Annotated in this window: 21 protein-coding genes and 1 rRNA gene; 10 read left to right on the plus strand and 12 right to left on the minus strand. The window is 49.6% G+C overall.

Features of this window, described 5'->3' with window-relative positions; translation table 11 throughout:
- Window positions 1-10 precede the first annotated feature (10 nt).
- The 4 genes from rrf (at window position 11) to CWE21_RS04500 (ending at window position 3,101) form a co-directional block, all read left to right on the plus strand.
- Window positions 11-125: ribosomal RNA gene (gene rrf, locus CWE21_RS04485) — 5S ribosomal RNA — on the plus strand.
- 267 nt (window positions 126-392) lie between these two features.
- On the plus strand, window positions 393-1,394 hold the full coding sequence (murB, locus tag CWE21_RS04490; RefSeq protein WP_126833272.1) for a UDP-N-acetylmuramate dehydrogenase: 1,002 nt from the start codon (window positions 393-395) through the stop codon (window positions 1,392-1,394).
- Window positions 1,391-2,380 (plus strand): bifunctional biotin--[acetyl-CoA-carboxylase] ligase/biotin operon repressor BirA, encoded by a 990-nt coding sequence (gene birA, locus CWE21_RS04495; RefSeq protein ID WP_126833273.1) that lies wholly within the window; start codon window positions 1,391-1,393, stop codon window positions 2,378-2,380. The genes murB and birA overlap by 4 nt, the downstream gene beginning before the upstream one ends.
- Window positions 2,367-3,101, plus strand: coding sequence for a type III pantothenate kinase (locus CWE21_RS04500; RefSeq protein ID WP_126833274.1), 735 nt, complete (start codon window positions 2,367-2,369; stop codon window positions 3,099-3,101). Before birA ends, CWE21_RS04500 begins: the two co-directional genes overlap by 14 nt.
- A 58-nt stretch (window positions 3,102-3,159) precedes the next feature.
- Here CWE21_RS04500 and nspC read toward each other — a convergent pair whose 3' ends face one another.
- From nspC to CWE21_RS04520, 4 genes are all read right to left on the minus strand, one after another.
- Window positions 3,160-4,299 carry a carboxynorspermidine decarboxylase gene (nspC, locus tag CWE21_RS04505; protein WP_126833275.1) on the minus strand — a complete coding sequence of 380 codons (1,140 nt, stop codon included), beginning with the start codon at window positions 4,297-4,299 and terminating at the stop codon, window positions 3,160-3,162.
- A gap of 4 nt (window positions 4,300-4,303) precedes the next feature.
- A complete protein-coding gene (locus tag CWE21_RS04510) occupies window positions 4,304-5,503 on the minus strand; it encodes a saccharopine dehydrogenase family protein (RefSeq protein WP_126833276.1) in 1,200 nt (399 codons plus the stop codon).
- A gap of 104 nt (window positions 5,504-5,607) precedes the next feature.
- Window positions 5,608-7,524: a tRNA(Met) cytidine acetyltransferase TmcA domain-containing protein gene (locus CWE21_RS04515; protein ID WP_126833277.1), complete on the minus strand. Its 1,917-nt coding sequence runs from the start codon at window positions 7,522-7,524 to the stop codon at window positions 5,608-5,610.
- Window positions 7,525-7,533: 9 nt separating this feature from the next.
- Entirely contained in the window at window positions 7,534-8,952 is a 1,419-nt protein-coding gene (locus tag CWE21_RS04520) for a sodium-dependent transporter (RefSeq protein WP_126833278.1), read from the minus strand.
- A 147-nt stretch (window positions 8,953-9,099) separates the two neighbouring features.
- On the opposite strand from CWE21_RS04520, the gene alkB reads away from it, so the two are divergent.
- Window positions 9,100-9,747: a DNA oxidative demethylase AlkB gene (gene alkB / locus CWE21_RS04525; protein WP_126833279.1), complete on the plus strand. Its 648-nt coding sequence runs from the start codon at window positions 9,100-9,102 to the stop codon at window positions 9,745-9,747.
- An 18-nt stretch (window positions 9,748-9,765) separates the two neighbouring features.
- Here alkB and trxA read toward each other — a convergent pair whose 3' ends face one another.
- The 3 genes from trxA to CWE21_RS04540 form a co-directional block, all read right to left on the minus strand.
- Window positions 9,766-10,620, minus strand: coding sequence for a thioredoxin (trxA, locus tag CWE21_RS04530; RefSeq protein WP_126833280.1), 855 nt, complete (start codon window positions 10,618-10,620; stop codon window positions 9,766-9,768).
- A gap of 75 nt (window positions 10,621-10,695) precedes the next feature.
- A complete protein-coding gene (locus CWE21_RS04535; RefSeq protein ID WP_126833281.1) occupies window positions 10,696-12,057 on the minus strand; it encodes an aldehyde dehydrogenase family protein in 1,362 nt (453 codons plus the stop codon).
- Window positions 12,054-13,511: an NAD-dependent succinate-semialdehyde dehydrogenase gene (locus tag CWE21_RS04540; protein WP_241970217.1), complete on the minus strand. Its 1,458-nt coding sequence runs from the start codon at window positions 13,509-13,511 to the stop codon at window positions 12,054-12,056. Before CWE21_RS04540 ends, CWE21_RS04535 begins: the two co-directional genes overlap by 4 nt.
- A 263-nt stretch (window positions 13,512-13,774) precedes the next feature.
- On the opposite strand from CWE21_RS04540, the gene CWE21_RS04545 reads away from it, so the two are divergent.
- The gene (locus CWE21_RS04545) at window positions 13,775-15,571 is read left to right on the plus strand and encodes a DEAD/DEAH box helicase (protein ID WP_126833282.1); all 1,797 of its coding nucleotides are present in this window, start codon (window positions 13,775-13,777) and stop codon (window positions 15,569-15,571) included.
- Between the two features lie 41 nt (window positions 15,572-15,612).
- Here CWE21_RS04545 and CWE21_RS04550 read toward each other — a convergent pair whose 3' ends face one another.
- Entirely contained in the window at window positions 15,613-17,223 is a 1,611-nt protein-coding gene (locus tag CWE21_RS04550; protein ID WP_126833283.1) for a cryptochrome/photolyase family protein, read from the minus strand.
- A 174-nt stretch (window positions 17,224-17,397) separates the two neighbouring features.
- On the opposite strand from CWE21_RS04550, the gene CWE21_RS04555 reads away from it, so the two are divergent.
- Window positions 17,398-18,138 (plus strand): glycosyltransferase, encoded by a 741-nt coding sequence (locus CWE21_RS04555; protein ID WP_126833284.1) that lies wholly within the window; start codon window positions 17,398-17,400, stop codon window positions 18,136-18,138.
- Window positions 18,139-18,143: 5 nt separating this feature from the next.
- The gene (gene waaA / locus CWE21_RS04560; RefSeq protein ID WP_126833285.1) at window positions 18,144-20,165 is read left to right on the plus strand and encodes a lipid IV(A) 3-deoxy-D-manno-octulosonic acid transferase; all 2,022 of its coding nucleotides are present in this window, start codon (window positions 18,144-18,146) and stop codon (window positions 20,163-20,165) included.
- Window positions 20,166-20,169: 4 nt separating this feature from the next.
- Here waaA and CWE21_RS04565 read toward each other — a convergent pair whose 3' ends face one another.
- From CWE21_RS04565 to mutY, 4 genes are all read right to left on the minus strand, one after another.
- Window positions 20,170-21,423, minus strand: coding sequence for a glutamate-5-semialdehyde dehydrogenase (locus tag CWE21_RS04565; RefSeq protein ID WP_126833286.1), 1,254 nt, complete (start codon window positions 21,421-21,423; stop codon window positions 20,170-20,172).
- Window positions 21,420-22,532 carry a glutamate 5-kinase gene (proB, locus tag CWE21_RS04570; RefSeq protein ID WP_126833287.1) on the minus strand — a complete coding sequence of 371 codons (1,113 nt, stop codon included), beginning with the start codon at window positions 22,530-22,532 and terminating at the stop codon, window positions 21,420-21,422. The genes CWE21_RS04565 and proB overlap by 4 nt, the downstream gene beginning before the upstream one ends.
- 189 nt (window positions 22,533-22,721) lie before the next feature.
- A complete protein-coding gene (locus CWE21_RS04575) occupies window positions 22,722-22,994 on the minus strand; it encodes an oxidative damage protection protein (protein ID WP_126769458.1) in 273 nt (90 codons plus the stop codon).
- A gap of 43 nt (window positions 22,995-23,037) precedes the next feature.
- A complete protein-coding gene (gene mutY, locus CWE21_RS04580; RefSeq protein ID WP_241970219.1) occupies window positions 23,038-24,081 on the minus strand; it encodes an A/G-specific adenine glycosylase in 1,044 nt (347 codons plus the stop codon).
- Between the two features lie 170 nt (window positions 24,082-24,251).
- Between mutY and CWE21_RS04585 the strand changes: the two genes are divergently transcribed.
- Complete coding sequence (locus CWE21_RS04585) at window positions 24,252-25,307, plus strand: OmpA family protein (protein WP_198675058.1); 1,056 nt, start codon at window positions 24,252-24,254, stop codon at window positions 25,305-25,307.
- A gap of 94 nt (window positions 25,308-25,401) precedes the next feature.
- On the plus strand, window positions 25,402-26,151 hold the full coding sequence (gene trmB / locus CWE21_RS04590; protein WP_126833289.1) for a tRNA (guanosine(46)-N7)-methyltransferase TrmB: 750 nt from the start codon (window positions 25,402-25,404) through the stop codon (window positions 26,149-26,151).
- Window position 26,152 lies beyond the last annotated feature (1 nt).

Genomic DNA, 26,152 nt, shown 5'->3' on the forward strand with positions numbered 1-26,152 from the left:
CAAGTTTATGCCTGGCGGCCATAGCGAAGTGGAACCACCTGATCCATTCCGAACTCAGACGTGAAACGCTTCAGCGCCGATGGTAGTGTGGGGCTTCCCCATGTGAGAGTAGGACACCGCCAGGCTTCAATTAAGATGAGACCCCGAGCTAACGCTCGGGGTTTTTTCGTTTTAGGACCGAAAAGCGTTGTTCGCTATTCGCCCGTTCGGCTTCGCCTCACTCTTCGTTGTTCGATAAACACCAAACCAAAGAGCGTTCTTGGTTTTTGCTTTTCGCTTTAAACGAACAACGAACAGCAAATAGCAAACATCGCTCTTCGCTCTTGCCTCTTCGTTCTTGGTTTTCGTTTTTCTAACTCGCCTTTAGTGTACGGCTGGTTTAAAATGCCAACATGACAACGCATCAAAAAGCAATTTCATTAAAACCCTTACATACCTTTCAGTTACCTTACTCCGCATCTGAAGTTATCACCATAACTGAGGCCGGAGAGGTCGCTGAGCTTGTAGGTGACTACCTCGTTCTGGGTGAAGGTAGTAATACAATTTTTACCTGTGACTTCTCGCGCCCTGTTCTGCGCATTGCCATCAACTCAATAAACGTTGAGGAGACCGATGAAGGTTTTCATTTAAGTGTTGGAGCTGGAGTAAATTGGCATCGCTTAGTTCGCGATACACTAGAACAAAACATGCCGGGTCTAGAAAATTTAGCCCTAATACCAGGGAGCGTTGGTGCTGCTCCGGTACAAAATATTGGCGCTTATGGTGTTGAAGTTGGAGAGTTTATTACGAGTGTAACCGCTTGGGATCGCGAACAGCGAGAGTGGCGTGAGTTCAGTCAGCAGCAATGTGAGTTTGCTTATCGGGATAGTGTTTTTAAACGCCATCCCAAAAGGTTTGTTATTACGAAAGTACAGTTCTTTCTGCCAAAAGATTGGCGGCCGCGTTTAAGTTACGGTGCGTTGGTAGATATCGATAAGCATGCGTCAGCATATGACATCATGTCGGCTGTCATTGCGATCCGCAATAGCAAATTGCCAAATCCGACGGAGATGCCCAATGCTGGTAGTTTTTTCAAAAATCCGGAAGTTACACCTACGGCTTTTAACGCCATCCTGCAGCGTCATCCTGATGTTGCGCATTACCCATTAGCGAATGGCAATATTAAATTAGCCGCAGGATGGTTAATCGATAAATTAGGCTTAAAGGGATTTAAGTATGGTGGTGCAGCTGTCCATCTGAAACAAGCGCTCGTTTTGGTTAATAACGGTAAAGCAAAGGGTGAAGATGTGGTCGCACTTGCCCGATATATTCGGCAAAAAGTCGCAGAAGAGTTCGGTGTGCTGTTGGAGGCCGAAGTAAGGTTAATGGACGACAATGGGCTGATCGAGCTATGAGCAAGCGAAATGATCGTATGATCCGCGTTATTGAATTACTAGCCGATGGAAACTTTCATTCTGGGCAAAGAATTGGCGAAGAAATTGGCGTCTCCCGTACGGCCATTAGCCAATATATTAAGGACGTTCAAGCGTTGGGGCTGGATGTCTTTCGTATAACAGGCAAGGGCTATAGATTGGCGCAAGCCATTGAGTTACTCGAGCTAAACGCGATTGAAGCGGGGGTAGCAACGCCATCGTCAGCACCTATTCATCTTGAACGGATTGTGACGTCTACGAATGACGTTATGCGTGAGCGCTTACAGGCCGGTGGTGAATTTAAGGCCGGAGAGGTTTTATTGGCTGAAGCTCAGACTGCAGGCCGCGGGCGCCGTGGCAAGCAATGGTATTCTCCTTTTGCAACGAACCTTTATCTATCGATGTACTGGCCATTGCGCCAGGGTATGAGCGCCGCTATGGGGCTTAGTATTGTGATCGGCGTTCTGTTAGCTGAGGCCGTGCGTGAAGCTGGCGTATCAAATGTGACTTTGAAATGGCCTAATGATGTACTTGTAAGCAATAAGAAACTTGCCGGTATACTTATCGATCTTGAAGGCCAAGTGATTGATGATGCACATGCCATTATTGGCGTCGGAGTCAACTTGTCGATGCCCGAATGGTTGGCAACGCCGATTGACCAAGCGTGGACGGACCTACAATCTGAACTGTCAACAAAACTCAATCGTAATGATTGGGTGGCAAGCTTAATCGCTCGGTTACGCACGGGATTGCAGGACTTTGATAGTCAGGGACTTGCGCCTTTTATCGAGCGCTGGTTGGAGTTTGATGATCTACTCAATAGAAACGTGACTCTGACGATGGGCAATAAAAAAATAAACGGTGTGGCCAAAGGTATTGCTGAAGATGGCGCACTATGTGTCGAAATCGAGGGTGCAATCAAGCACTTTCATGCTGGCGAGGTAAGTCTGCGTTATGACACCAATTAAGCTATTAGTAGATGCGGGCAATACGCGAGTTAAGTCAGCGCTTATGGACGCCGAAGGGCACATTGAGCCATGGTTTAATTTGCCGTATGAGGAGCTCGCGGCACAACAACTACCAGAGACGGTGACCGAGTGTTGGTTGTCGCTTGTGGGTGGTCCACAGCAGTACCAGCTTCTAGAGCGTTGGTTGTTGGCCAAACTGACGGTGCATCAAGTTCATTCGGAGGCGCAGGCCTTTGGCGTTAAGAATGCTTATGAAGCACCCACGACCTTGGGTGTTGATCGATGGTTGGCGCTGCTAGGGGCTTATAATGAACAACCCAAAGCCACTGTCATTATTGATGCGGGTACGGCCATTACCGTCGATTGGGTAACTGCAGAAGGAAAGCATTTAGGTGGTTGGATAGCGCCAGGTGTTGACCTAATGCAAAGCTCGGTAACCAGTCGCGCGCCGAAGGTTTTTACCCGTCAAGATCAAATGTGGGGTAGAGCCAATCAGCTAGGCGTAAGCACTCCTGACGGACTGATGGATGGCTGTGTGAATATGTTTGCCGGATTGGTTAGGCAAGCTCTTCATGTGACTGAAGTTGAGCTTGATTGGTTTGATTACCGGCTGTTATTCAGTGGCGGCTCGACGCCATTATTGCCGCTTGAGTTAAAACGTCGTGGCGAGCAGCGCAGCGAACTTGTGTTACAGGGGCTAGCTCTTTACGCTAATGCATAAAAAAAACGCGTCACAGTGCTGCTGTGACGCGTTTTTCGTTGTGTCGTTTAAGCTTCACTTATGACAAGCGGTTACGGAAATCCTCATAAGTAAATGACCGCACTAAATCAAATCGACCATCGCGTCGCAGGATACCAATCGATGGGTGTTCCACGCCGTTGAAAAAAGTCGTTTTGACCATGGTGTAATGCATCATGTCTTCAAAAATAATTCGCGACCCCGGTTGCAAGGGCTCGGCGAAACTATACAGCCCAATCACGTCACCGGCCAAACAGGAGTTTCCGCCTAACTTGTAGGTATGTGCCAACACTCCTGGCTCTTTCGCATCGGTTATTGTTGGGCGATAGGGCATCTCTAACACGTCTGGCATATGCGCAGTGGCAGAAATATCCAAGATAGCAATTGGGCCATCGTTTTCGACGATATCGACTACTTCTGCAATCAACGGACCTGTTTGCCATGCAACCGCAGAACCTGGCTCAAGAATAACCTGTAAGTCATAGGTTTCGCGTAGGCGTTTTAACTGCGCAATGAGGTGCTCTACGTCATAGCCCTCGCGCGTCATTAAGTGACCGCCACCTAGGTTTAGCCATTTCATCTTATGCAGTAAGTGACCGAATTTGCTCTCAACTGCTTGGAGGGTGCGCTCTAATGCGTAGGAGTCACACTCGCACAAGTTGTGCACGTGTAAGCCTTCGATTCCGCTTAGGTCAGCGTGCTCCAAGTCTTGTGCGCGAATCCCAAGGCGTGAGCCTGGAGCGCTCGGGTCATAGAGCTCCGTCTCCGCTTCTTGATGCTCAGGATTCACACGTAAGCCAGCTGAAACCCCGGCTGCCGCAACTTGGTCACGGAAGTGTTGCCACTGACTAAGGCTATTGAAAGAAATATGGTTGACGAGGGGTAAAAGCGCATCAATTTCTTTTGTCTTATAACCTGGCGCATAGGCATGCACTTCACGACCAAATTCGAATGCAGCTAGTTTAGCTTCCCAAACAGAACTTGCTGTACAGCCCTTCAGGTATTCACGTACAAGGGGAAACGTGCTCCACATGGAAAAGCCTTTCAGCGCCAAGATAATGTCAGCACCGCTTTCCTGCTGTACTCGCTGCATCAATTTTAAATTACGCTCCAACAACGCCTCGTTACACACGTAACAAGGCGACGGGATGGCTGCATCTAAATAAGGATTATGCTTCATAAAGTTATTGCTTAAATGGAGTGTCGCATTCGACAACTTGCCAAGGTAAACCGTACTGGTTCAAACGCTCCATAAACTCGTCTGGATCAAATTGCTCCATATTCCAGACGCCGGACTTCATCCAGTGACCTTGCAGCATCATTGAAGCGCCAATCATCGCTGGAACACCAGTGGTATAGCTGACTGCTTGAGCGCCCACTTCGGCATTACAAACAGCATGGTCACAGTTGTTGTAGATGAAGATAGTTTTTTCTTTGCCATCTTTCAGACCCGTTACATAAGTACCGATACAGGTCATGCCGGTATAGCCTTCAGCTAATGAGCCAGGGTTAGGCAACACTGCTTTCAAGAATTCCAATGGCACAACTTTTTGGCCTTGGAATTCAATAGGCTCGATGGACGTCATGCCAACGTTCTCAAGAACCCGCAAGTGCGTCAGGTACTGGTCACCAAAGGTCATCCAGAAGCGCGCGCGCTTGAGCGTTGGGAAGTGCTTCACCAACGATTCAAGTTCCTCATGGAATAATAAATAAGATGGGCGGACACCGACGTTGGGATAGTCGAGATCTTCACGAACACTGATTGGATCGGTTTCGTGCCATTCACCGTTTTCCCAGTACTTGCCGCGTTGTGTAATCTCGCGGATATTAATTTCTGGGTTGAAGTTGGTAGCAAAGGCTTGACCATGATCGCCGCCGTTACAATCAACGATATCTAGGTAATGAATCTCATCGAAATAGTGTTTGGCCGCATAGGCGGTGAAAACATTGGTTACGCCCGGGTCAAAGCCTGCGCCCAAGAGTGCCATGATGCCTTTTTCTTTAAAGCGCTCGTGATACGCCCACTGCCAAGAATACTCAAACTTCGCTTCGTCTTTAGGCTCATAGTTCGCCGTATCAAGATAGTGCACACCTGTCTCTAAACAAGCGTCCATAATTGGCAAATCTTGGTACGGTAGGGCAACGTTAATTACTAACGCAGGTTCAACCTTGCGAATCAATTCAGCAACTTCACTGGCTTGATCAGCGTCGACCTGATAAACCCCAACAACACGATCTTTGCCCGCTTCTTCTTGCAGTTTTTCGCACTTCGATAGGGTGCGGCTGGCAAGGTGAATTTCTGAAAAGTATTCAGGCAACATTGCGCATTTTTTTACCACAACACCAGCAACACCGCCGGCACCAATAATTAAGACTCGAGACATGTATTGACCCTTTTTTCTGATCCATTAACGGGTGACATAAAGGCTGAAAGATAGCATATTTTTGCGAAAACAGCATCCGCATTAGGAGGGCGTGAGGTAAATTACTAATCGCTTATGCTGAGTAAAAACGCGTGGGCTTCGACGCGCAGCTTTTGCTCTAGTTCGGCGCGGCTAGCGGCCCGGTAAGCTTCGACTAACGTGGCTATCGGTGTATTAGGTTGTAGCAGTTCGACAAGTTGACCACTGAGTTTGTCGTGTTGAGCGGCGAGCATCCACCAAGCAAAACGTGCATCGGAGAAGGGCAAAGCCGCTTGACAAAAACCATCTAAAATCGTGCTGCAAATGTTAAGAATTTCTGCGTGGGCTGATGCGCTCACGTCTACAGGCATGCCATGTACCCAGGCTTGCTCGATATGTTGTAAAGAGGCGAGCGCCTGAATGTGCATCTCTGCTTCGGGGGTTAAGCCAAGCCCCCAAATTGCACTCACCGTTCCGCTAGCGGCATTTTTCTTCAAGCCTCGACGTATTTCTTGCAGCGGCGATTGTTGCCAAAAATTTAGAACTTCTGGGGTGACACCAAAACTGGTGCCAAGGGCATCAACAGCACGTTGTTGTGCGTGGCTAATGACAACATCGAGCATCTTGCTACCTATCAAACTCCGACGCTGTGTCTGGGTAACGGCGATTCGCGTTATTCGCCACCACGTCCATTTCAAGCAAGCAGATTGTTGGCGGTAAAAGCCGAGCGCTTGAGGCAATAAATGCCCTTTTAACCGCCGCTTGCCGGCCATGATGAGCTCTTGAAGTTCGCTCGCTATCGGGCCTTCAGTAGCGAGCCAGATAACACCGACGACCTCGGCGGTAGAACGAGCGAGTAAAAGGTGCTGTGCTGGGTCATCAAGCAAAAGGCGTAAATCATTAGGACTGCTTTGGTAATGTGCCTCAAGTAACAAGGTCATTGTTTGCGATAAATCGTCTTCATCGAGTTCACTGGCGTGGCAAAACTCAAACTTCAGCTCTTGATGCTTCTGACTTGAATGTTGCGTGGTAGTGTTGGTGCTTAAGAGCAAGGCGTCATTGAGCCATGTTTCACAGCCATCCTCTGGTGACCATCGCAGAGGTTCGTGAAGTCGATGCTCGCAAACGTCAAAGTGGCTGTTTAGCCACGCCATAAAGCGTAAGGCAAACCCTTGGCCACACCCTTCGTAGCCATCGACTGTTGTTGCTACCGCCCAAACCCGAAATTTCACAAGCAGTTCTTGCAAACAGTGCAAGGGAATTGCCGCAGCCTCGTCTATGACCAAGGGTTGGCCATGGTATGATACTTCACGCAACAGCCGATCCCAAGCGCGAAAAGTTGCTGTAGCACCGGCTTCTTTCAGCAAGGTCGTCAGCGCCGATGGTCGCGGTCCAGTTACTAATATCGGTTGGTGGAACTGTGCCTGCTTTATCGCCAAACCAAGCGTTGTGCTCTTACCCCGGCCTCTATCTGCTAGTAAAACATGGGTTTTGTTGGGGGCGTCAAGAAGAGCATCAATGACAACTTGCTGGGCCGAACTGGGTCGGTTTGGCAGCGGTGGGCTGTTGGCGAATTGGGGCGGGCGTTGCTCGATCGCGGTGAGCATTGCGGTCCAGTTATCGGCACTGAGAACACTGGCATTTGCTGCGGCATGCGCGACTAATCGTTGTTGAAAAGGCGAAGTCTGAACGGGGAGTACCAACCATAAACAGCCGCCGCCATTAACCGTGCCAGCTAATGCAGCGAGAGCGTCAGCATGGATTAAATGCTCGAAGTCGAGCACGACATGGGTGGTCGTAAGCCCGAGGTAGTCTCGGTACCGATGCATCTTGGCGCCTGTACCAGAGGTATCCGACAGCCACAGCGGTGAGGGGAGTGCAGCCCCAAGTTGCGCTAAAATTTCATTACGTTGTTGCTGACTTTGCGGCGTAAAAACAAAGACAGCGCGTTGCCGCGCTGTCTTGAATGGAACTAACCATTGTTCGAGTCGTTGTTCGAACATCTTACGCTCTTATAAGAATGAGGTCCCAAAGAACTTGGTCGCGACCGTATTGGCAAAGATCACAGCAAGAATCACTGGAATAAAGGTGCCAATCGAAAAGTCGACGTATTTGTGCAACCAAGACGTTTGGTAATTCGGGTTACCTTCACTCAGTTCAGCGGCAAAGTTACTGCGCTTCCAGCGGAAGCGAACGAACAAGCAAATCAACAATCCATTAAGCGGAAGTATCGTGTCGTAGAAAACGTCGACGATAATGTCAAAGAGTGACTTGTCTACCCCTGCATAATGGGCAACGTTGCTCACCCATGGCAACAGACCGAACGATGTGGCTGCTAGCAAAGTTAATAGAGTGATAGCAAAGCCCATCGCCAGTAAGGCTTTTTTCCGCGAAACATTATGGCGTTCCATGAACGATGAGGTAGGTACCTCAATAATGGACACTAGCGAGGTAATTGCCGCGACGAATGCGAGTAAAAAGAAAATTGCTGCGGCGACCGTGGCGAAGCCATAACCAACAATGTCAGAAAGCTGCATGAAAATTTGCGGGAAGAAAGAGAAAATCATCGATACTGATGAATCACTTAAACTTTCTGGGTTGGTGTCAGGGTAAATCGCAAAAATCGCTGGAAGGGTCATCAAGCCAGCGGTGAAAGCGACTGCGGTATCGGTAATGGCAACCAGTTTACCGGAGGTAACGATGTCATCACTGCGGCGGAAATAGGAGCCGTAGGTGATAAGAATACCCATACCTAATGAGAGTGAAAAGAACGCTTGGGCGAGTGCGCCGTTAATGACACTGCCGTCAATTTTGCTGAAATCAGGTACTAAGTAAAACTCTACTCCCGCCATGGCGTTATCTAGCGTTAAGACAAAGATAACGAGTAATACCAACATCAGAAACAGCGTCGGCATTAAGATTTTAGAGGCGCGCTCGATACCCTTTCTAACTCCACCGACCAATATGAAATTGATGATAACCGTAACGGCAACCAAGTAGCCGACAAACGAATAATCATTGACGAACTGGCCGAAATAATCCGGTTGTGCGATCAGATCTAAGTTGCCGGAGAGCGTTTGGAATAAGTAACCAAAAATCCATACGGTGATGACCATATAAAAAACGGCAATCATAAATGGCGTAATGGTCGCTAACCACCCCGCGATGCGCCAACGTTTGGTATCCTGACCTAACACTGCATAAGCTTTATAGGGACTATGCTGGGCGCGGCGACCTAAGCCCATTTCTGCTAACATGACTGGCAAGCAGATGAATGCCACAAACAACGCGTAGATAATGAGAAAGGCACCGCCGCCGTTTTTGGTTGCAGCAACTGGAAAGCCGACTAAGTTTCCGATACCCACTGCAGAGCCTGCGGCAGCAAGAATAAAGCCGATTTTCGAGCTAAAGTGCTCGCGAGAAGTACTCATAGAGGAGACCTTTTGTTTATAGTTATTATGCGCAACGACAAGGAGCACCGATAGCATCTCATACGTTGCTGCAGCCCCTTGAAAGTTATTCGCTCAATCCTAGCGTATGCCGTAAACTGCGGCAAGCACTCAACACGTAACAAAGTTATGCAACAGGATCTTTTTTCTCAGAACGAACACCAGTCGATAGTGCAGTTAGATACGCAAGCCTTTGTGTTAAAAGGCTTTGCTTCGGCACAAGATCTTCAGCTGTGGCAGTTGATACAAGAGGTCGTAGCAGTGTCACCGTGGCGCCAATTGACGACCCCCGGTGGTAAGAAAATGTCCGTGCGTACCACTAACTGCGGTCGTTGGGGTTGGCTTAGTGACGCCAAAGGCTATCGATATACGGCGCAAGATCCGCTGCGCAACGAGCCTTGGCCGGCAATGCCAGAATTGTTCTCAGAGCTCGCTCAAGATGCGGCGGAGCGTGCTGGTTTCGCAAACTTTCAACCCGATGCTTGCTTGGTGAATAGCTATCTGCCTGGAACCCGAATGGGTTTGCATCAAGACCGTGATGAAGCAAATCTGCAGGCGCCAATTGTTTCGGTGTCGCTTGGGCTTAGTGCGCAGTTTCTTTGGGGAGGAGATAGTCGTAACGAGCGTCCGCAGCGTATTGAACTGCACCATGGTGACGTGGTGGTTTGGGGGGGCGTCGATCGGCTGAAATTTCACGGTATCGGCAAGATTTTAGCGGGAAATCATCCGCTGCTCGGGCAGCAGCGGATTAATCTTACCTTTCGGCGCGCCAAATAAGTCGCTGCGGCCAATCAGCTAATACATCATGCTGTAGAGTTTACGACGGTAGTGGGCCGCAAGCGGGTCACCCTTTGGTAAGCCATTTAACATGTCGAGCGTTTGCTTTTTGGCTGTTCCGAAGTTGAAATCTTGCATGAGAACGTTAAACGCCAGCTCTAAAGCTTCTTCCATGCGCTGCGCATCGTAGAGCTTAGTCGCTAACTCAAGCTGTAAGTCGAGATTGTCGGGGTGCGCATCCGCTTGCTCTTGCAAGGCGCGCAGTTCTGGACTGTCGGCTGCTTGCTTTGCCAGCTCAAGCTTACTGACGACATGCTGATAATGGCTGTCTTGATCGGCCAAGCCGATAGGCGCTAATAACTCTTCTGTTTGTTCTAGGCGGCCAACACTGCAGGCGGCGTCTGCAAGCGTAAGTTGCGCGGTAATATCCGTCGGTTGTAGGTCATAAGCTTGTTTGGCGAGGGCGTAAGCCTCTTGATAGCTCTCTTGCTGAAGCAATTCCTGTGCCTGTTGCAATAGATCGGCACCCGGTCCCGGAACATGTTGTTCGATACGGGCCCGAATGGCGCTTTCAGGCTCCACACCAGCAAAACCATCAACCGGTTGGCCATCTTTGAAAAAAGCAACGGTAGGTAGACTACGAATGCCAAATTGGGCAGCTAATTGTTGTTGAGCCTCACAGTCAATTTTTGCCAAGGTAACGCGGTCGCTGAACTCGTTGGCTAACTTTTCGAGAACCGGCATCAGTTGCTTGCACGGCTCGCACCAGTCGGCCCAAAAGTCGACCATGACCAACTTGGATTTAGAACCCTCTAAAATGACCTGCTGAAAATTCTCAATGGTGACGTTGATACCTACGTTTGCCACAGTAATTCCTTCTTAACGACAAGTGAATGCTTATTTAATGAGGGCTGCGAGGTGTTTTTCAACACTCTCACAGTACTTTTATTAGCTGAACCAACGTAATAATTTTTGCTTAAACGAGGTATAGGGTGGGTAACGAAATTTCGGGTCAAACCAGAATGGACGCTGCATTACAGCTTTCTGGTGACTGAAGGTATCAAACCCAAATTTACCGTGATAACGCCCCATACCGCTCGGACCGACGCCACCAAAGGGCAGTTCCGGATTGAGCATGAACATGAGGGTATCGTTATTGCATTGATTGCCCGCATGGGTTTGTTCTGTGAGTTGTTGCAATGCCCGCTTTGAGGCACTAAATCCGTAGAGTGCGAGGGGCTTGTCACGCTCACGAATGAATTCGACAGCACTAGCTAGATTCGGCACGCTCAAGACTGGCAGGATGGGGCCAAAAATCTCTTCTTCCATTACCGGACTGTCGACGGCTACATCAGTGAGAATAGTGGGTGCAAGAAAACGTTGTTGGCGATCATGGTCGCCCCCATGGACCACGGTTCCTTGCTCTAAGTAGCCCACGAGCCGCTGCCAATGTTGCTCGTTGACAATGCGGCCGTAGTCGTTGGCATCGCTAGCGTCGGTACCATAAAAATCTTCCACTGCCTGTTTGAGGGCGGCGACGAACTCGTCGCGACGGTTATCTGCAACTAAGACATAGTCGGGGGCGATACAGGTTTGCCCAGCATTAAGCCATTTACCCCAAGCAATACGTCGTGCCGCGGTCTTGATATCCGCATCGTCTAAGACCACGGCAGGGCTTTTACCGCCGAGCTCAAGCGTCACTGGTGTGAGATGTTTGGCTGCGGCTTCCATAACGATACGCCCGACGCGACCGCCGCCAGTGTACATAATGTGGTCGAACCGTTGGGCAAGTAGCTCCTGCGCAACTTCTGCACCACCGGTCACTACTTGTACTGCTTCGTTAGCCAAATAATCAGGTAATAACTTGGCAATGATGTCGGCTGTGCGCGGGGCCAGTTCTGAGGGCTTAACCACTGCGCAGTTACCTGCGGCAAGGGCTGCAACAAGTGGGCTTAGTAACAATTGCAGTGGATAGTTCCAAGCCCCAATAATGAGCACTACGCCAAGCGGCTCGGGGTGCAAAAAGCTTTTTCCGGGCCATGCCATCAGTGGTTGTGACACCCGTTTACCGCGCATCCACTTACGCAGATGCTTGCAGGTGTAATCAATGTCACTATTGAGGTAACCAAGCTCGGTGAGCCAACCTTCAGCTTTGCTCTTGCCCAAGTCACTTTCCAGCGCCTTGAGTAAGTCGCTCTCGTGCTCCTCGAGCATGAGTTGCAGCTGTTTTAATTGATTAATACGCCAACTTAGTGGGCGGGTAAGCCCACTAATGTAGCTGTGACGCAGACGTTGCATCATATCGTTCATGCGAATCCACCTAAGGTTAGGGTCTTGGTTTCTTGGTATTCCGCCAAGCCATAACGTGACCCTTCACGGCCAATACCGGACTCTTTCACGCCGCCAAAGGCATTGTAAGCATGTGAAATAGCTCCAGCATTAATGCCTAACATGCCGCATTCGAGGGCTGCACTGACCCGTTCAATGCGACGATAATCCTGCGCACAGAAATAACCTGCTAAGCCAAATGGAGTGTCATTGGCCTTGCGGATACCTTCCTCTTCGTCAGTAAAGCTTTGCACAGCAACAACCGGACCAAAAATCTCTTCTTGGGTGATTGCCATGCTTGATGTGACGTCGGTGAGCAGCGTCGGCGCATAAAATAGCTCGCCGAGGTCATTTAACACTTCACCACCGAGCAGACATTCAGCGCCATTCTCACGCGCATCGCCGACCAATCGTTCGACTTTTTCAATGGCCGCGGTATTGATAAGAGGTCCGTAATCAACTTCATCGGCAGTACCGGCGGCAACCTTCAAGTCACGCATCGCCGCTTTCAGTTTATTGACAAATGAATCCAGAACGTTCTCTTGCACCAGAATTCGGTTTGCGCTGATACAGGTTTGCCCGGCATTGCGGAATTTACAAATCATCAGTTGCTCGACGGCGTGATCCAAATCAGCGTCGTCGAAAACAATGAAAGGTGCATTACCGCCCAGCTCAAAGGAAACTTTCTTCACATTGCTGGCACACTGCTGCATAAGCTGTTTACCCACTTCGGTTGAGCCAGTAAAACTGAACTTACGAATTAATGGGTGCTCGGTTAATACCTTGCCTACGCTTTTGGAGTCGCTGCTTGGAACAATATTGAGCACACCGTCTGGGATGCCAACTTCACTTGCGAGTTGTGCTATTGCAAGCGCGGATAAAGGCGTAAGTTGTGGCGGTTTGACCACCATGGTACAGCCAGCGGCTAGGGCTGGAGCCACTTTACGGGTAATCATCGCATTCGGGAAATTCCAAGGCGTGATGGCACTGCAAACACCAATGCCTCGCTTAACGATGGACACGCGTTTGTCGGTTGTTTGCAATGGCACTATATCACCGTAGCTACGCTCGGCTTCACCCGCGAACCACTTAACGAAGCTGGCGCCGTAATCGATTTCAGCAGCCGCTTCGGCGACGGGCTTGCCTTGCTCAGCGCACATAAGTTCTGCCAGCGCCTGCTTATTGGCTTGCATTGCGTCATACCACTTCAGCAGTAAATCCGCGCGTTCATGGGCGGGGCGTGCGCGCCATGCGGGCAGGGCGCGATTGGCGGCTTCAACGGCGCGCTCGGCGAGTGTTGCATCGGCATCGGCGACTTCGGCGAGAACTTCACCAGTGGCGGGGTTAGTTACTTCGAACCGCTCATCTACCGGCACCCAGTGGCCATCAATGAACGCATTGGTTTTTGTTAACGAACGCATGCTATGGGATGACATAGTATTCCCCCTGCTGTGTCATTAAATGATTGGTTTATGAGTATGTTGCTTATACGCGCCACTTGCAATGATAGTTTACCTTGTACTTTTGTTATGTTTAGCGTATAGTGCGCGCTCCTCAGGGTCATTACCGCTAATGATGGGAGCGGCTCAACCCCTGATTCGCTGGGGTTCAGCGCCTATTTCCTGCCAGAGTGTTCATCGTGTTCTGTAGCTGGGCGTACATTCCCCCTTATGCTTTACAGAAATGATGTGAGAAAACTATGTCAGAAGTTATTGTGGACCAGTCGTTCGCCGACTTGGGCCTGCCTAGTGCTGTCCTAAATCAACTTAACAGCATGGGCTTTACTGCTCCTACGCCTATTCAATTACAAGCCATTCCAGCAATGTTGGCTGGCAAAAACGTGCTTGGTGAAGCGCAAACCGGTACCGGTAAAACCGCTGCTTTCGGTTTGCCAGGACTTTCGTTGCTTGACGCCAATACGCGTGAAACGCAAATGCTGGTGGTTGCGCCGACGCGTGAGTTAGCGATTCAGGTTGCTGAAGCATTGTCTGAGTTCGGCCAAAAAATGCGTGGTCTGGAAGTTGCTACTGTTTACGGTGGTGCTGCTTTTGGTCCGCAAATCAAAGCATTGCGTACTGGTGCCCAGATTATCGTGGGCACGCCGGGACGTTTGCTCGACATGCTGAACAAAGGTGTGTTGAAGCTCTCAGCTTTGCGTATGGCGGTGCTCGACGAAGCCGATGAAATGCTAAACATGGGCTTTATCGAAGATATCGAAACCATCATGGGCGCGGTACCGAACACTTCGCAGCGTGCGCTATTCTCGGCGACCATGCCAAACGCGATTCGCAAGCTGGCGAAGACCTTCTTGGTCAATCAAGAAGGTGAGCAACCGGTCAATATTAAGATTGCACCGAAGACCCAGAACAAAGCCAATATTCGCCAACGCGCGTGGCAAGTTCGTGGCCTAACGAAAATGACTGCGTTAACGCGTCTCTTAGAGACCATGGACTATCAACGTGTGCTTATCTTCGTGCGTACCCGTAACGACACCATGGAGCTGACCGAGCTCTTACAAAAGTCAGGCTTTAAAGCATCGCCATTGAGCGGTGACTTAAACCAAAGTCAGCGCGAGCAAACAGTGAGCCAGTTACGTAGTGGCCACATCGAAATCCTCGTCGCGACCGACGTTGTAGCTCGTGGTCTTGATGTGCCAGAAATTACTCACGTAATTAACTACGATTTGCCGGGTGATAACGAATCTTACGTTCACCGTATTGGTCGTACCGGTCGTGCTGGCCGCAGTGGCGAAGCGATTTTGTTCTTCCGTCCACGCGAGAAGCATCTACTGCGCCAATATGAGCGCTTGACGAATAGCTCGATCGAGTTTTTCGAGGTGCCTAATGCCGCTGAACTGAGTAAGTTCCGCCAAAACTCTCTGCAAGAGAAGTTAGTTGCACAGGTAGCACAAGGTGGCCTTGACGAGATGACGTCAATCGTTGAAAAAATGCAGGCTGAAACGAATTTAACTGCGACGCAAATCGCTGTTGCCTTACTGGCGCAACAGCAACAGCAGCGCCCGCTTATCGTGCCAGCTGATCCGGCACCGAAGAAGTTCGCTGAACGCCCAGAGCGTGCGGACCGTGGCGATCGCAAGCGCAACGACAAGCGTGCCAATGGCCGAGACCGTCGCGACGCGAATGTTGAATTCGACACCTACCGTATCCAAGTCGGCCGTGAGCATGGTGCGCGTCCACAAGATATCGTGGGTGCTATTGCTAACGAAGGGGACATCGACAGCAAATATATTGGTCAAATCCAATTGTTTGATAACCACAGTTTAGTCGAGTTGCCTAAAGGTATGCCTACAGGCGTACTACGTATCTTGCAACGTGCGCGTGTTCGCCAGCAACAGATGGCGATGGAATTATCTGACAATGCGATCGCAGCGCGTCCGCGTAAGCCGCGTGGTGAGCGTCCAGCACCAAAAGGCTTCGCTGGCGGCAAAGAACGCCAAGGCCGTGGTGGCGAGCGTCGTGGCCGTCGCTTTCAATAAGTGACACAGGTTTAGAGAAAAGGGAGCTTCGGCTCCCTTTTTTATAGGCTTGCCAGAAACTCCTCGGCTTCTTGTGTGATCTGCTTTTTGTCTTCTTCGCTGCGCTTTTCCCATTGCTTAAGGATCAAGCCCATGCGGCCGTTCCCTTGCAGTTGCTCAAAATGGCGATCAATAAAATGCCAGTAGAGTAGGTTAAACGGGCAAGCACCTTCACCGGTTTTACGCTTCACATCATAGTGACAATCGGTGCAGTAATCGGACATTTTATGAATATAACTGCCGCTTGAAACATAGGGCTTAGTTGCTAGTATGCCACCATCGGCGTATTGGCTCATACCACGCGTGTTAGGCAATTCGACCCACTCAATCGCATCAATATAAATGCCAAGGTACCAAGCATCGACGGCGTCCGGATCACAGCCTGCTAAAAGTGCAAAGTTCCCGGTGATCATGAGGCGTTGAATATGATGGGCATATGCGTAATCCAACGACTGCCGAATACTTTTCTCTAAGCAGTTCATTTGGGTTTCGCCGTTCCAGTAGAAATCAGGCAATTGCCGTTTGTGGTTCAAGTGATTACGTTCGCCATAGTTCGGCATGAATTGCCAGTAGATCGCACGCACAAACTCTCGCCAACCAATGATCTGCCGAATGAACCCTTCAATTTGATTCAGTGAAATAGCCTTGGGGTTATTCTGCCATGCTTGAATAGCTGCATCGACAACTTGCTTCGGCGCTAACATTTTCGTGTTTAATGCGAAAGAAAGACGGGAGTGATAAAGGCTCCATTGCCCAGTTACCATAGCGTCTTGATAGTCACCAAAGTTAGGCAGTAAGCGTTCGACAAAATCGGTTAACAGTTCTTTCGCCTCACGTCGTGAAAGGGGCCAAATGAACTGTTTGCTGTCGATTTCACCGAGTGTATCGATACCGGAATCAAGCAGAAGTTGATGTATTTCAGAGACATCATGGGCGAATAAAAGGGGCGTCGGGTAGTCATGTCCTGACTTAGGTGTTTTGCGATTATCGTGGTCGTAATTCCACTTGCCGCCCTCTGGCTTATCACCGTTCATCAAGTAGCCGGTTTGTTTACGAACACGGCGATAAAAGTGTTCCATGACATAGTTGTCCTGCTCGCCAAACCAGTCCTGCAAGACACTGCGTTGGGTAATAAAGTGTTCGCTATCAAACCAATCAACGCGGACATTTAAGCTGTCAACGACTGTCTCAGCCCAGTGCTGCAGCTGTTCGTCAAGTCGGTACTCATCGGGCTGTTGCAACTGCACCTGACATGCTTGGGTGGTTTTGCAGATGGCCTCGAGGTTGCTGGTGATGGATTGCTGGTTATCTTGGTTATCAAGCGTCAAGTACAGCACGCGATGCCCAGCCTCGGCTAGAGCGCTGGCGAATTTCCGCATGGCGGCGAAGAAGCCGACCACTTTCTGCACATGATGGCGACAGTAATCGGTTTCTTGGCGAATTTCCATCAGCACAAAAAGGCGTTCGTCATCGGTTTGCTGGAACCAGCTGTGACTGGCATTAAGTTGATCGCCGAGAATAAGTGCAACGGTTTTGAGACCACGTTTGGGTAACTGATTGAGTTGCAGCTTACATGCGGAACTTAGAAATATTGGTTCAGAGGATGACGACATAGATGGCAACCTAGCACAGGTGTATTAAAGTAATAGCTGAGCTACGCGCAAAAAAACAGAAAAGATCGCCAACGCCTGCGAGATTCGCCGCGAAAGCGCTGGCTAAACATAGCCATGGCAGGCAATATTTGGCAGAATACGCCCATAAGACACGACATCTACAGGCAGAATAAAATGCAGCCAGTTAACGTAATTTGTATCAAGTGGGGCCAGAAATACGGCTCTGATTATGTAAACACTTTATATTCGATGGTTAGCCGTCACTTATCACGTCCTTTCCGTTTTGTGTGCTTTACCGATGACAACGACGGTATTCGTGATGAGGTTGAGGTCAAACCTATCCCTGAAGTTGGTTTCAAGGATTTTGATGAGCGTAAACCATGGACCTTTGGACACGGCTGGTTGAAATTAACCGTATTCGCACAGCCGCTTTATGACCTCGAAGGACCAACGCTATTCCTTGATCTCGATATTGTTATTGTCGGCAGTCTCGATGAGTTTTTTGAGCCAGAAGGCGACTTCTTAGTGATTAAGGAATGGGACAAGTCAGACGCGACCGGCAACACCTCAGTGTTCCGATTTAATATTGGAGCGCATGTCGATGCGATTGAACATCTCAAGAAAGATCCTGTAGGCGCCCGCAAAAATGTGCGCAACGAACAGGAGTATATTACCCAGTATGTGGATCGCCAGAACAAGCTGAAATATTGGCCAGCTGAGTGGTGTCGCAGCTTTAAACGGCATTGCTTACGGCCGTTCCCGTTGAGCTTTTTCCAAGAGCCGCGCATTCCTGAGGGCGCTAAGGTCATTATCTTCCATGGCCGTCCGCACCCAGATGATGCGATTGCCGGCCGGAGTGGTAAATGGTATCGCAAGGTGTTACCGACCTCGTGGATTAAAGAGTACTGGCGCTAAGAGTAATGACAGCCGTTTATCGACTGCTCATACGGCTGTTAATGCCGGCTGTATTTCTCTATTTATGGTTGCGGGGGCGCAAAGCTCCCGCCTATCGAGAGCGCTGGGGTGAGCGTCTTGCTCGGCAGACGATTCCAGCAAACGGTCGTCATGGTTTGCTGATTCACTGTGTTTCGGTTGGTGAGACGGTTGCGGCGCGCCAACTCATCGAAAGCTTACTGGAGAGTTACCCAAACCTCCCAATAACACTGTCATCAATGACACCGACAGCGGCCGAACTCTCCTGTAAGCTGTTCGGTAATCGTGTGCACCACCTTTACTTGCCATTCGATACTCCGGGCGCGATGCGACGTTTTTTCGATAAACTTGCGCCCCGAGCAGTGCTAATTCTAGAAACCGAAGTGTGGCCATGCTTCCTACGCGAAGCAAAGCAGCGACAGATACCCGTGTTGCTTTTAAATGCACGCATGTCGGAAAAGTCTTTTGCATCCTATCATCGCTATGCATGGTTGGTCGGACCGATTTGGCAGCAACTCGATTGGGTGGCTGCACAAACTCAAGCCAGCCTTGAGCGCTTCATCAACCTTGGTGTTGCAGCTGACCGGGCGGCACTACGCGGCAATCTGAAGTTTGATAGTCATGTGCCAGTAGATGTATTGGCCACAGCTACGGCGTTGAAACAGCGTTGGGCTCGCCCCGTTTGGGTGGCTGCTAGTACGCACAAGGGCGAAGATGAGCAAATTCTGCGGGCGTTCCAACAGATATTGCAGGAATTACCATCAGCGCTGCTTATCCTTGTGCCGCGGCACCCAGAGCGCTTTAATAGTGTCGGCGAGCTGTTATCCACTGGCGGTTTTAATTTTGTGTCGCGTAGCTCAGGTTTAGAGCCGCAAGCAGATCATCAAGTCTTACTCGGTGATACCATGGGCGAACTGCTACTTTGGTACGCCCTCGCTGATGTAGCATTTGTTGGCGGTAGCCTCATAACCCGTGGCGGTCACAACCCGTTGGAGCCCGTCGCCACCCATACGCCGGTCATATCGGGGCCACATGTCTTCAATTTCAAAGATATCTATCAGCGTTTGGCAAATGCGGAAGCGGTTCGTTTTGCTACCTCAGCAGAACAACTGGCGCGGCATTGCCTTGAATTACTCACCGATGCCCAACTCCGTCACAAACTACAACAAGCCGCACAAAATGAATTTGCCCAAGACCAAGGTGCAACAGCAGCAATGTTGAATGATATTAAGACTCAGATGCCACAGCTACAACGAGGAGCAGCGAGCGCAATGCAACAAGTAGAAGTTCTGCAACCGTCTAAGCGCGAAACAATTTGGTTTCGCAAAGATCGTTTTGATGATTTTTCGGCGCAGTATTTCACTGCAAACTTCTGGCAAGCGCAGGGAAAAATAAAGGGCGCAGCAACGGGACGCAGTACGGCCTGGTTTATCGCCAGCGAACCGACAGACATGTTACTGCGCCACTATTATCGCGGTGGTTTAGTCGGTAAGGTCAACAAAGATCGGTTCAAGCGTGAAGCCATATCTAAAAGTCGCGCTATGGCAGAGTTTGAGCTGTTGCTGGCACTTCGTGAGCGGAATTTACCAGTCCCTGAGCCACTTGCGGCACGCTATGTCGCCGCGCCTCTATGGGGCTATCGTGCTGACATTTTGGTGGCTGTGATAGCTGGCGCAAAGGATGTCTTTAAGTTACTTGGCGAGCGGCAATTGCACTCAGACGAGTGGAAGGTTCTGGGTGCGGCAATTCGCGAGCTCCATGACAATGGGGTGTATCATTCAGACTTAAACTGCCACAACCTAATGCTCGATGACGCAGGTAAAGCGTGGATCGTTGACTTCGACAAATGTGGTTTCCGTGAGCCTGGCGAATGGCAACAGGCTAATTTGGCGCGTTTATTGCGGAGCTTTAAAAAGGAACTAGGGAAAGCAGAAGAGGCCAACCGCGACTTCCATTGGCAGGAAGAGCGCGATTGGCCTCTATTATTGGCGGGCTATCAGGGCGACTAAATTGTTAGCCGCGAATTTGTCCTGTCCCCGTTACTACGAACTTCTCAGTAGTCAGCGCTTGCAGGCCCATAGGACCATAAGCGTGTAGTTTACTGGTTGAGATGCCGATTTCTGCACCTAAACCTAACTGACCACCGTCGCTGAAGCGTGATGAAGCATTCCACATCGTTACTGCAGAGTCGACTTCACGAATGAAGCGCTGTGCTGTGGTTTCGTTTTCGGTGGCAATCACTTCAGTGTGACCGCTACCGAAGTCTTGGATATGCTCGATTGCTGCGTCAAAGTCGGCGACTGTGCGCACGGCAATTTCGAGGGCCAAGTACTCTTCACCAAAGGCATCATCGGCAATTACATCAGCATCGGCGAAGTATTCAGCAGACGCTTTATCGCTGTGAATCTTCACTCCTTTCTCTTGTAGTGCTTGTGCTGCCATTGGCAAGAACTTATCTGCGATTGCAGCGTGCACCAAGAGTCCCTCAAGGGCATTACAAACACCTGTACGCTGAGTTTTACCATTGAGCAGAAGGTTCAGCGCTTTGTCGAGGTCGGCATCTTTGTCGACATACAAATGACAGACGCCTTTGTAGTGTTGGATAACTGGAATCTTGCTGTTATCACTGACAAAGTGAATCAGGCCTTCGCCACCACGTGGGATGACAAGATCGATGTACTGGTCTTGTTGCAGTAGCTCAAGCATGAGTTCACGGTCAGGGGTCGGTACCACGGTGATGACATCTTCAGGTAGACCACTTTCACGCAACGCTTCGTGCAACGCTGCAGCAATCGCTTTACTACTTTCAATGGCTTCACGACCACAGCGTAAAATGACTGCATTACCTGATTTAAAGCATAAGGCACCAGCATCTGCTGTTACATTTGGACGCGCTTCATAAATCATGCAGATCACACCCAAAGGAATGCGCATCTTCTCAACTTCGATGCCGTTCGGGCGGGTAGTGAATGGCATACGCTCACCCACTGGGTCTTGCAGTTCAATGATTTCTTCAATGGCAGTTGCCATGCCCTCAATCCGTTCAGGATTGAGTTGCAAACGGTCCAACATTGCATCAGAGAGCTGCTTTTCGCGGCCTGCAGCCATGTCTTTTTCATTGACTGCTAAGATCTGATCTTGGTGTTTGCGAATGGTATCAGCCATTTTTTGCAAAACAGCATTCTTTTCAGCTTCGCTCAGTGTTGCCACTGCGCGCGCCGCAACTGCAGCGCGCTTTGAAATTTCTGTTGCTACGGAGTTACTCATACATCCTCCAATATCATTAAATCGTTACTTTCGATGACTTCGGTGATCGGGCTGTAGCCATATTGCTCAGCGATGTGGCTAACCTCTTGCCCTTTAATGTGCAGAAGCTCATGGGAGCTGTATTGGCAAATCCCTTTGGCAACGGCCTCTGCATTCTCACCATTGCGGATTACCACCGCATCACCGCGATTAAAGTCACCTTGAACATCAACAATTCCTGTAGTGGTGAGCGCTTCACCCGAAAGTAGGCTTTCCGCCGTTTCACTATCAACGACAATCTCGCCCTGCGAGATAAGTGTGTGGCGCAACCAATGCTTCTTATTACTCATCGGATCTTGCTGACGTTTGAATAGCGTGCCAGGGTTTTCACCTTGCAGCATCAATTCGAAAGTCTCACCTTTACGACCATTCACAATGTAGGTGTCGATACCATGCGAAGTGGCTTTCTCTGCCGCTTCAATCTTGGTACGCATCCCGCCGGTCGCAATTTTGTTCGTGGTTCCACCAGCTAGGGCAAAGATCTCTTCAGTGATCTCATCAACCACTGGAATCTTTTTAGCGTCTGGTTTTACGCGTGGATCGGCATCGAACAAACCATCGATGTCTGAGCAAATAAACAGCGCGTCAGCATCCACCAAGGTCGCAACCATCGCCGCGAGATTATCGTTGTCACCGACTTTCATTTCGTCGGTGGCGAGGGCATCGTTTTCATTCACAATCGGCAATACATCGTGTTCTAACAATGTGTGCAAGGTGTTGCGAATGCTTACGTACCGAGCGCGGTCACGTAAGTCACCGTGGGTCATCAGCACTTGCGCACATGGGAAGTCAAAAAAACGTGACCAATTGGCCATCATGTCGTTTTGTCCGACTGCCGCCATGGCTTTCTTCACAGTGACTGGGATGGTATCGCTATCATAAGCGATATGTTTGCGTCCGGCCGCAGCACTGCCGGATGAAACTAAGACAACTTCTTGCCCACGCTCGTGGCACTCTATAATGAAGCGGGCAATAGCTAATAAGTATTTACTGCTCGTTCCTGTATCGTCTGGCGCAATCAACGCACTGCCTACTTTTACAACGGCGCGCTGCCAGGAAGGCATTTTCATAGTGGCTCCCTCTTGAAAAATTCGTTCGTAGTCTAACAGAATTGCTGGGGTTTCTCTAGGTTCGAGCTATAACTCATGCCTATGTTGATCATAGCTTAGTCAAATTTAGGAAATAGTGCTTAAAGATTGTGCAAAAATATGCAGCGACGGACACAAAAAAGCCCCTATGAAAGGGGCTTGAGTAGGTATTTATGCACTGGGCGGGGTATAACCTTCGATTTTGACGTCTTTACCTTCAAAAAGGAAAGCTTTCATTTGTTCTTCAAGAAACTCCCGTGACTTTGGATCCATGAGATTTAGCCGGTTTTCATTGATCAACATGGTTTGCTTCTTTTGCCACTCAGCCCATGCTTCTTTGGAAATGTTCTCAAAAATCTTTTGCCCTAACTCACCAGGGTAAAGTTGGAAATCCAAGCCTTCAGCTTCTTTCTTTAGGTACTGACAATAAACGGTGCGACTCATGGTTACCTCAACGTCATCAATGTTTGTAGCGAAATTTTACGCTCTATTGCACGGTGTTACAAACCTCATCCCACGGGATCGTCGTAAGCAGTTTACGAATGGGGGCCGGCAAGCCGTAGTCATCAAGTGCAGCATAAGGCACACGGATATGTGGTGGCTTGGTGTGGTTTGCCGACGTTAGCCAAACTTTTGCGGCAAGCTTGTAATGGCTAAAAATATGCTTGAATTCGAAGTTGTGCGTGCCAGTGGGGGATTCATCAACTTGCGGTAAGCACCAAAGCGACGGCCAAATGCCTTCGCTGGAGCGTTGTTGTAACAGGACGCCAGCTGGACTAATGTCCAAAAGAAAATGCCCAGCGCGGGTCGGGATTTTCTTGCTCTGCTTGCGCTTGGGATAATCGGCAACGCTGTCATTAGCGAAAGCTCGGCAGCTTTGTTGTAAGGGACAGGCGTGACATAACGGTTGTTGCGGCTTACAAATCGTCGCGCCAAGGTCAAGTAACCCTTGGGCGAAGCGGCGGTTGTTGGTGTTTGGAGTGTAGTGTTCTGAGATCTTCCAAAAGTGGCGGTCATGCGGGCTGTGATTGACGGCGTAGGGCAATTCAAATAAGCGTGCAAACAGTCGTTTGACGTTGCCATCGACTATTGCCGCAGGGGCATCGAACGCGAAACTACGAATCGCCCCCACAGTGTAAGGACCTACACCTGGGATCTCTTTGAGTTCGCTAGCTGCTTGCGGAATCACAGCATCATAATCCGCCACAATGGTTTTCGCTGCAGCGTGCAGATTGCGAGCGCGGCGATAGTAACCGAGCCCTTGCCAATGCGCCATCACCTCTTGTTCTGGAGCCTCGGCAAGTGTTTGCACGTCAGGGAAGCGTGTCAGCCATTTATTAAAGTAGGGAATGACTGTGGCGACTTGGGTTTGCTGCAACATTAACTCGCTAACTAACACATGGTAGGGGTCACGCGCCTGTTGCCACGGCAAGTCGTTACGGCCATGCTGTTGTTGCCAAGTAACAACCGTTTCGGCGAAAGCGTGTGCCGGAAGTTGCCGTTGCATCTGTGCTATAGATAAATCAACCACTTATACTGCCCCAATCTTTACATTCTGAAATTCTTTTAAAGAGCTACGAAGATTCCGTAAAACTTTTGTAAAGCTTAAAGAAATCCCCAAAAACCAAGCAAAATCCTCATATTTCGTATATAGTAATGGGAAATCAGAATCAATTCATTGGGAAATTAAAGGAGCATCTCGTGAATCGTATCGCCGCAGTATCTTTAGCAGTTTTAGCAGGCCTCTCATTCACTGGCAACGCATATGCGCAGTCAACGAACGAAGGCGAGTGGTATGTCGGTCCGCGTCTTGGACCATTAGGTACCGATTCTGATCGTGTCGCTATCGACAACAATCAGTTACGTACCTTCAAAGGCGGATTCGACAGTGCATTCTACGGTATTGAAGCCGGTTTCCAGTTTACCCCTGAATGGGGCTATCGCATGTACTACGATTACCTGCGCGGTGATCTAGAAAATGCCGATACAGCTGACGGTCGCGTGTTTGGTGTCGACCTGATGTACAACTTCACTGAAAGCGTTTACGGTACTATTGGTCTTAACAACACCGAGCTAGGTGACGTATCCAACCGTTTTGTTCGTGTAGGTGCAGGTTACCGTGAGCAATTGTCGAATAACTGGGACCTCTTTGTAGAGGGTGGTGTACAGCAAAGTGATGGTGACCTGACCGAGTTCTTATTGATGACCGGTTTACGCTACTACTTTGGTCGTTCAGCGCCAGCGCCGGCTCCAGCCCCAGCGCCAGCAACAGCAGCGCCAGTTGATTCAGACGGTGATGGTGTAATGGATGCAGATGATTTGTGCCCGAACACCGATCCTATGTACCGAGTCGATGCTACCGGTTGTGTTATGTATCGTAACGAAACCATCACGCATGAGTTGATGATCAACTTCGCTTTCGATTCAGCGAAGATCCCTGCGAATGAAGTGGGCGAACTTCGTGAAACCGCTGACTTCATGAAGGAATATCCACAATTGGATATCCGCGTTGAAGGTCACACCGACAGCATTGGTACTGTTGAATATAACCAAGGCTTGTCTGAGCGTCGTGCGAAGTCAGTAGGCGACAGTTTGATCAGCGACTACGGTATCGAGCAAGAGCGTGTAAGCACTGTAGGCTACAGTGAGAACCGTCCACTGGTACCAAATGATTCGAAAGAGAATCGTGCGAAGAACCGTCGTATTGAAGCTAAAATGTCTGTCACCAAAGAAATTCCGGTGAAAAAAGACAATTAAGGTTCGATAAGTAAGATAAAGGCGCGCTAAGCTTTGCTTAGTAGCGCCTTTTTTGTCTTTAAGTAAGCTATGAAAATTGAGTAACGAAAGCCTCATGTCTGCAAGTAAAACTCCATCAGAAACACAAAAGAACTTAGCGGAAGCGCAAGAAAAAGGCCGCTACATTCGTCAGATCCGTAGTTTTGTTAAACGAGAAGGTCGCCTAACTAAAGGACAGGCAGCGGCGATGGAGCGCAGCTGGCCAACGATGGGCCTAGAACATGCGCAAGGGCCGATTCATTTATCTGAAGTTTTCGGACGTGACGCCGATACCATTGTCGAAATAGGCTTTGGTATGGGGCATTCGTTGGTTGCGATGGCAGCTGCGGCACCAGAAAAGAACTTTATTGGTATCGAAGTACATCGTCCTGGTGTGGGCGCTTGTTTGATGGAAGCAGAACAACAGGGCGTGAGTAATTTGCGTGTGTATGAACACGACGCGGTCGAAGTGTTTCGTGATTGTATCGCGGAAGAAAGCCTTGCCGGTGTGCAAGTTTTCTTTCCAGATCCGTGGCACAAGAAGCGCCATCATAAGCGCCGTTTGATTCAACCCGAGTTTGTAGAGAAGCTCCGCGCGAAGCTTCGCGTAGGTGGTGTTTTGCACTTGGCTACGGATTGGGAAAACTATGCGGAGCATATGCTTGAAGTCATGCAAGCAGCTGAGCAAGAAGGCAAGTGGGAAAACCTATCGCCAACGAACGACTATGTTCCGCGTCCTGACGAGCGGCCACTGACTAAGTTTGAAAAGCGTGGTGAGCGACTGGGCCATGGTGTGTGGGATCTCAAATTTCGCCGTACTAGCTAAG

The organism is Pseudidiomarina aquimaris (genome assembly GCF_003987395.1).
GTDB classification, from domain to species: Bacteria; Pseudomonadota; Gammaproteobacteria; order Enterobacterales; family Alteromonadaceae; genus Pseudidiomarina; species Pseudidiomarina aquimaris.

Bases quoted from the DNA above. Each gene is read 5' to 3' on its own strand.
- CWE21_RS04545 (WP_126833282.1), top strand. From the start codon at position 13,775: ATGTCAGAAGTTATTGTGGACCAGTCGTTCGCCGACTTGGGCCTGCCT.
- waaA (WP_126833285.1), top strand. From the start codon at position 18,144: ATGACAGCCGTTTATCGACTGCTCATACGGCTGTTAATGCCGGCTGTA.
- trmB (WP_126833289.1), top strand. From the start codon at position 25,402: ATGTCTGCAAGTAAAACTCCATCAGAAACACAAAAGAACTTAGCGGAA.
- birA (WP_126833273.1), top strand. From the start codon at position 1,391: ATGAGCAAGCGAAATGATCGTATGATCCGCGTTATTGAATTACTAGCC.
- nspC (WP_126833275.1), bottom strand. From the start codon at position 4,299: ATGAAGCATAATCCTTATTTAGATGCAGCCATCCCGTCGCCTTGTTAC.
- proB (WP_126833287.1), bottom strand. From the start codon at position 22,532: ATGAAAATGCCTTCCTGGCAGCGCGCCGTTGTAAAAGTAGGCAGTGCG.
- CWE21_RS04575 (WP_126769458.1), bottom strand. From the start codon at position 22,994: ATGAGTCGCACCGTTTATTGTCAGTACCTAAAGAAAGAAGCTGAAGGC.
- CWE21_RS04520 (WP_126833278.1), bottom strand. From the start codon at position 8,952: ATGAGTACTTCTCGCGAGCACTTTAGCTCGAAAATCGGCTTTATTCTT.
- CWE21_RS04535 (WP_126833281.1), bottom strand. From the start codon at position 12,057: ATGAACGATATGATGCAACGTCTGCGTCACAGCTACATTAGTGGGCTT.
- murB (WP_126833272.1), top strand. From the start codon at position 393: ATGACAACGCATCAAAAAGCAATTTCATTAAAACCCTTACATACCTTT.
- CWE21_RS04550 (WP_126833283.1), bottom strand. From the start codon at position 17,223: ATGTCGTCATCCTCTGAACCAATATTTCTAAGTTCCGCATGTAAGCTG.
- CWE21_RS04540 (WP_241970217.1), bottom strand. From the start codon at position 13,511: ATGTCATCCCATAGCATGCGTTCGTTAACAAAAACCAATGCGTTCATT.
- CWE21_RS04565 (WP_126833286.1), bottom strand. From the start codon at position 21,423: ATGAGTAACTCCGTAGCAACAGAAATTTCAAAGCGCGCTGCAGTTGCG.
- alkB (WP_126833279.1), top strand. From the start codon at position 9,100: ATGCAACAGGATCTTTTTTCTCAGAACGAACACCAGTCGATAGTGCAG.
- CWE21_RS04555 (WP_126833284.1), top strand. From the start codon at position 17,398: ATGCAGCCAGTTAACGTAATTTGTATCAAGTGGGGCCAGAAATACGGC.
- CWE21_RS04515 (WP_126833277.1), bottom strand. From the start codon at position 7,524: ATGTTCGAACAACGACTCGAACAATGGTTAGTTCCATTCAAGACAGCG.
- CWE21_RS04510 (WP_126833276.1), bottom strand. From the start codon at position 5,503: ATGTCTCGAGTCTTAATTATTGGTGCCGGCGGTGTTGCTGGTGTTGTG.
- CWE21_RS04500 (WP_126833274.1), top strand. From the start codon at position 2,367: ATGACACCAATTAAGCTATTAGTAGATGCGGGCAATACGCGAGTTAAG.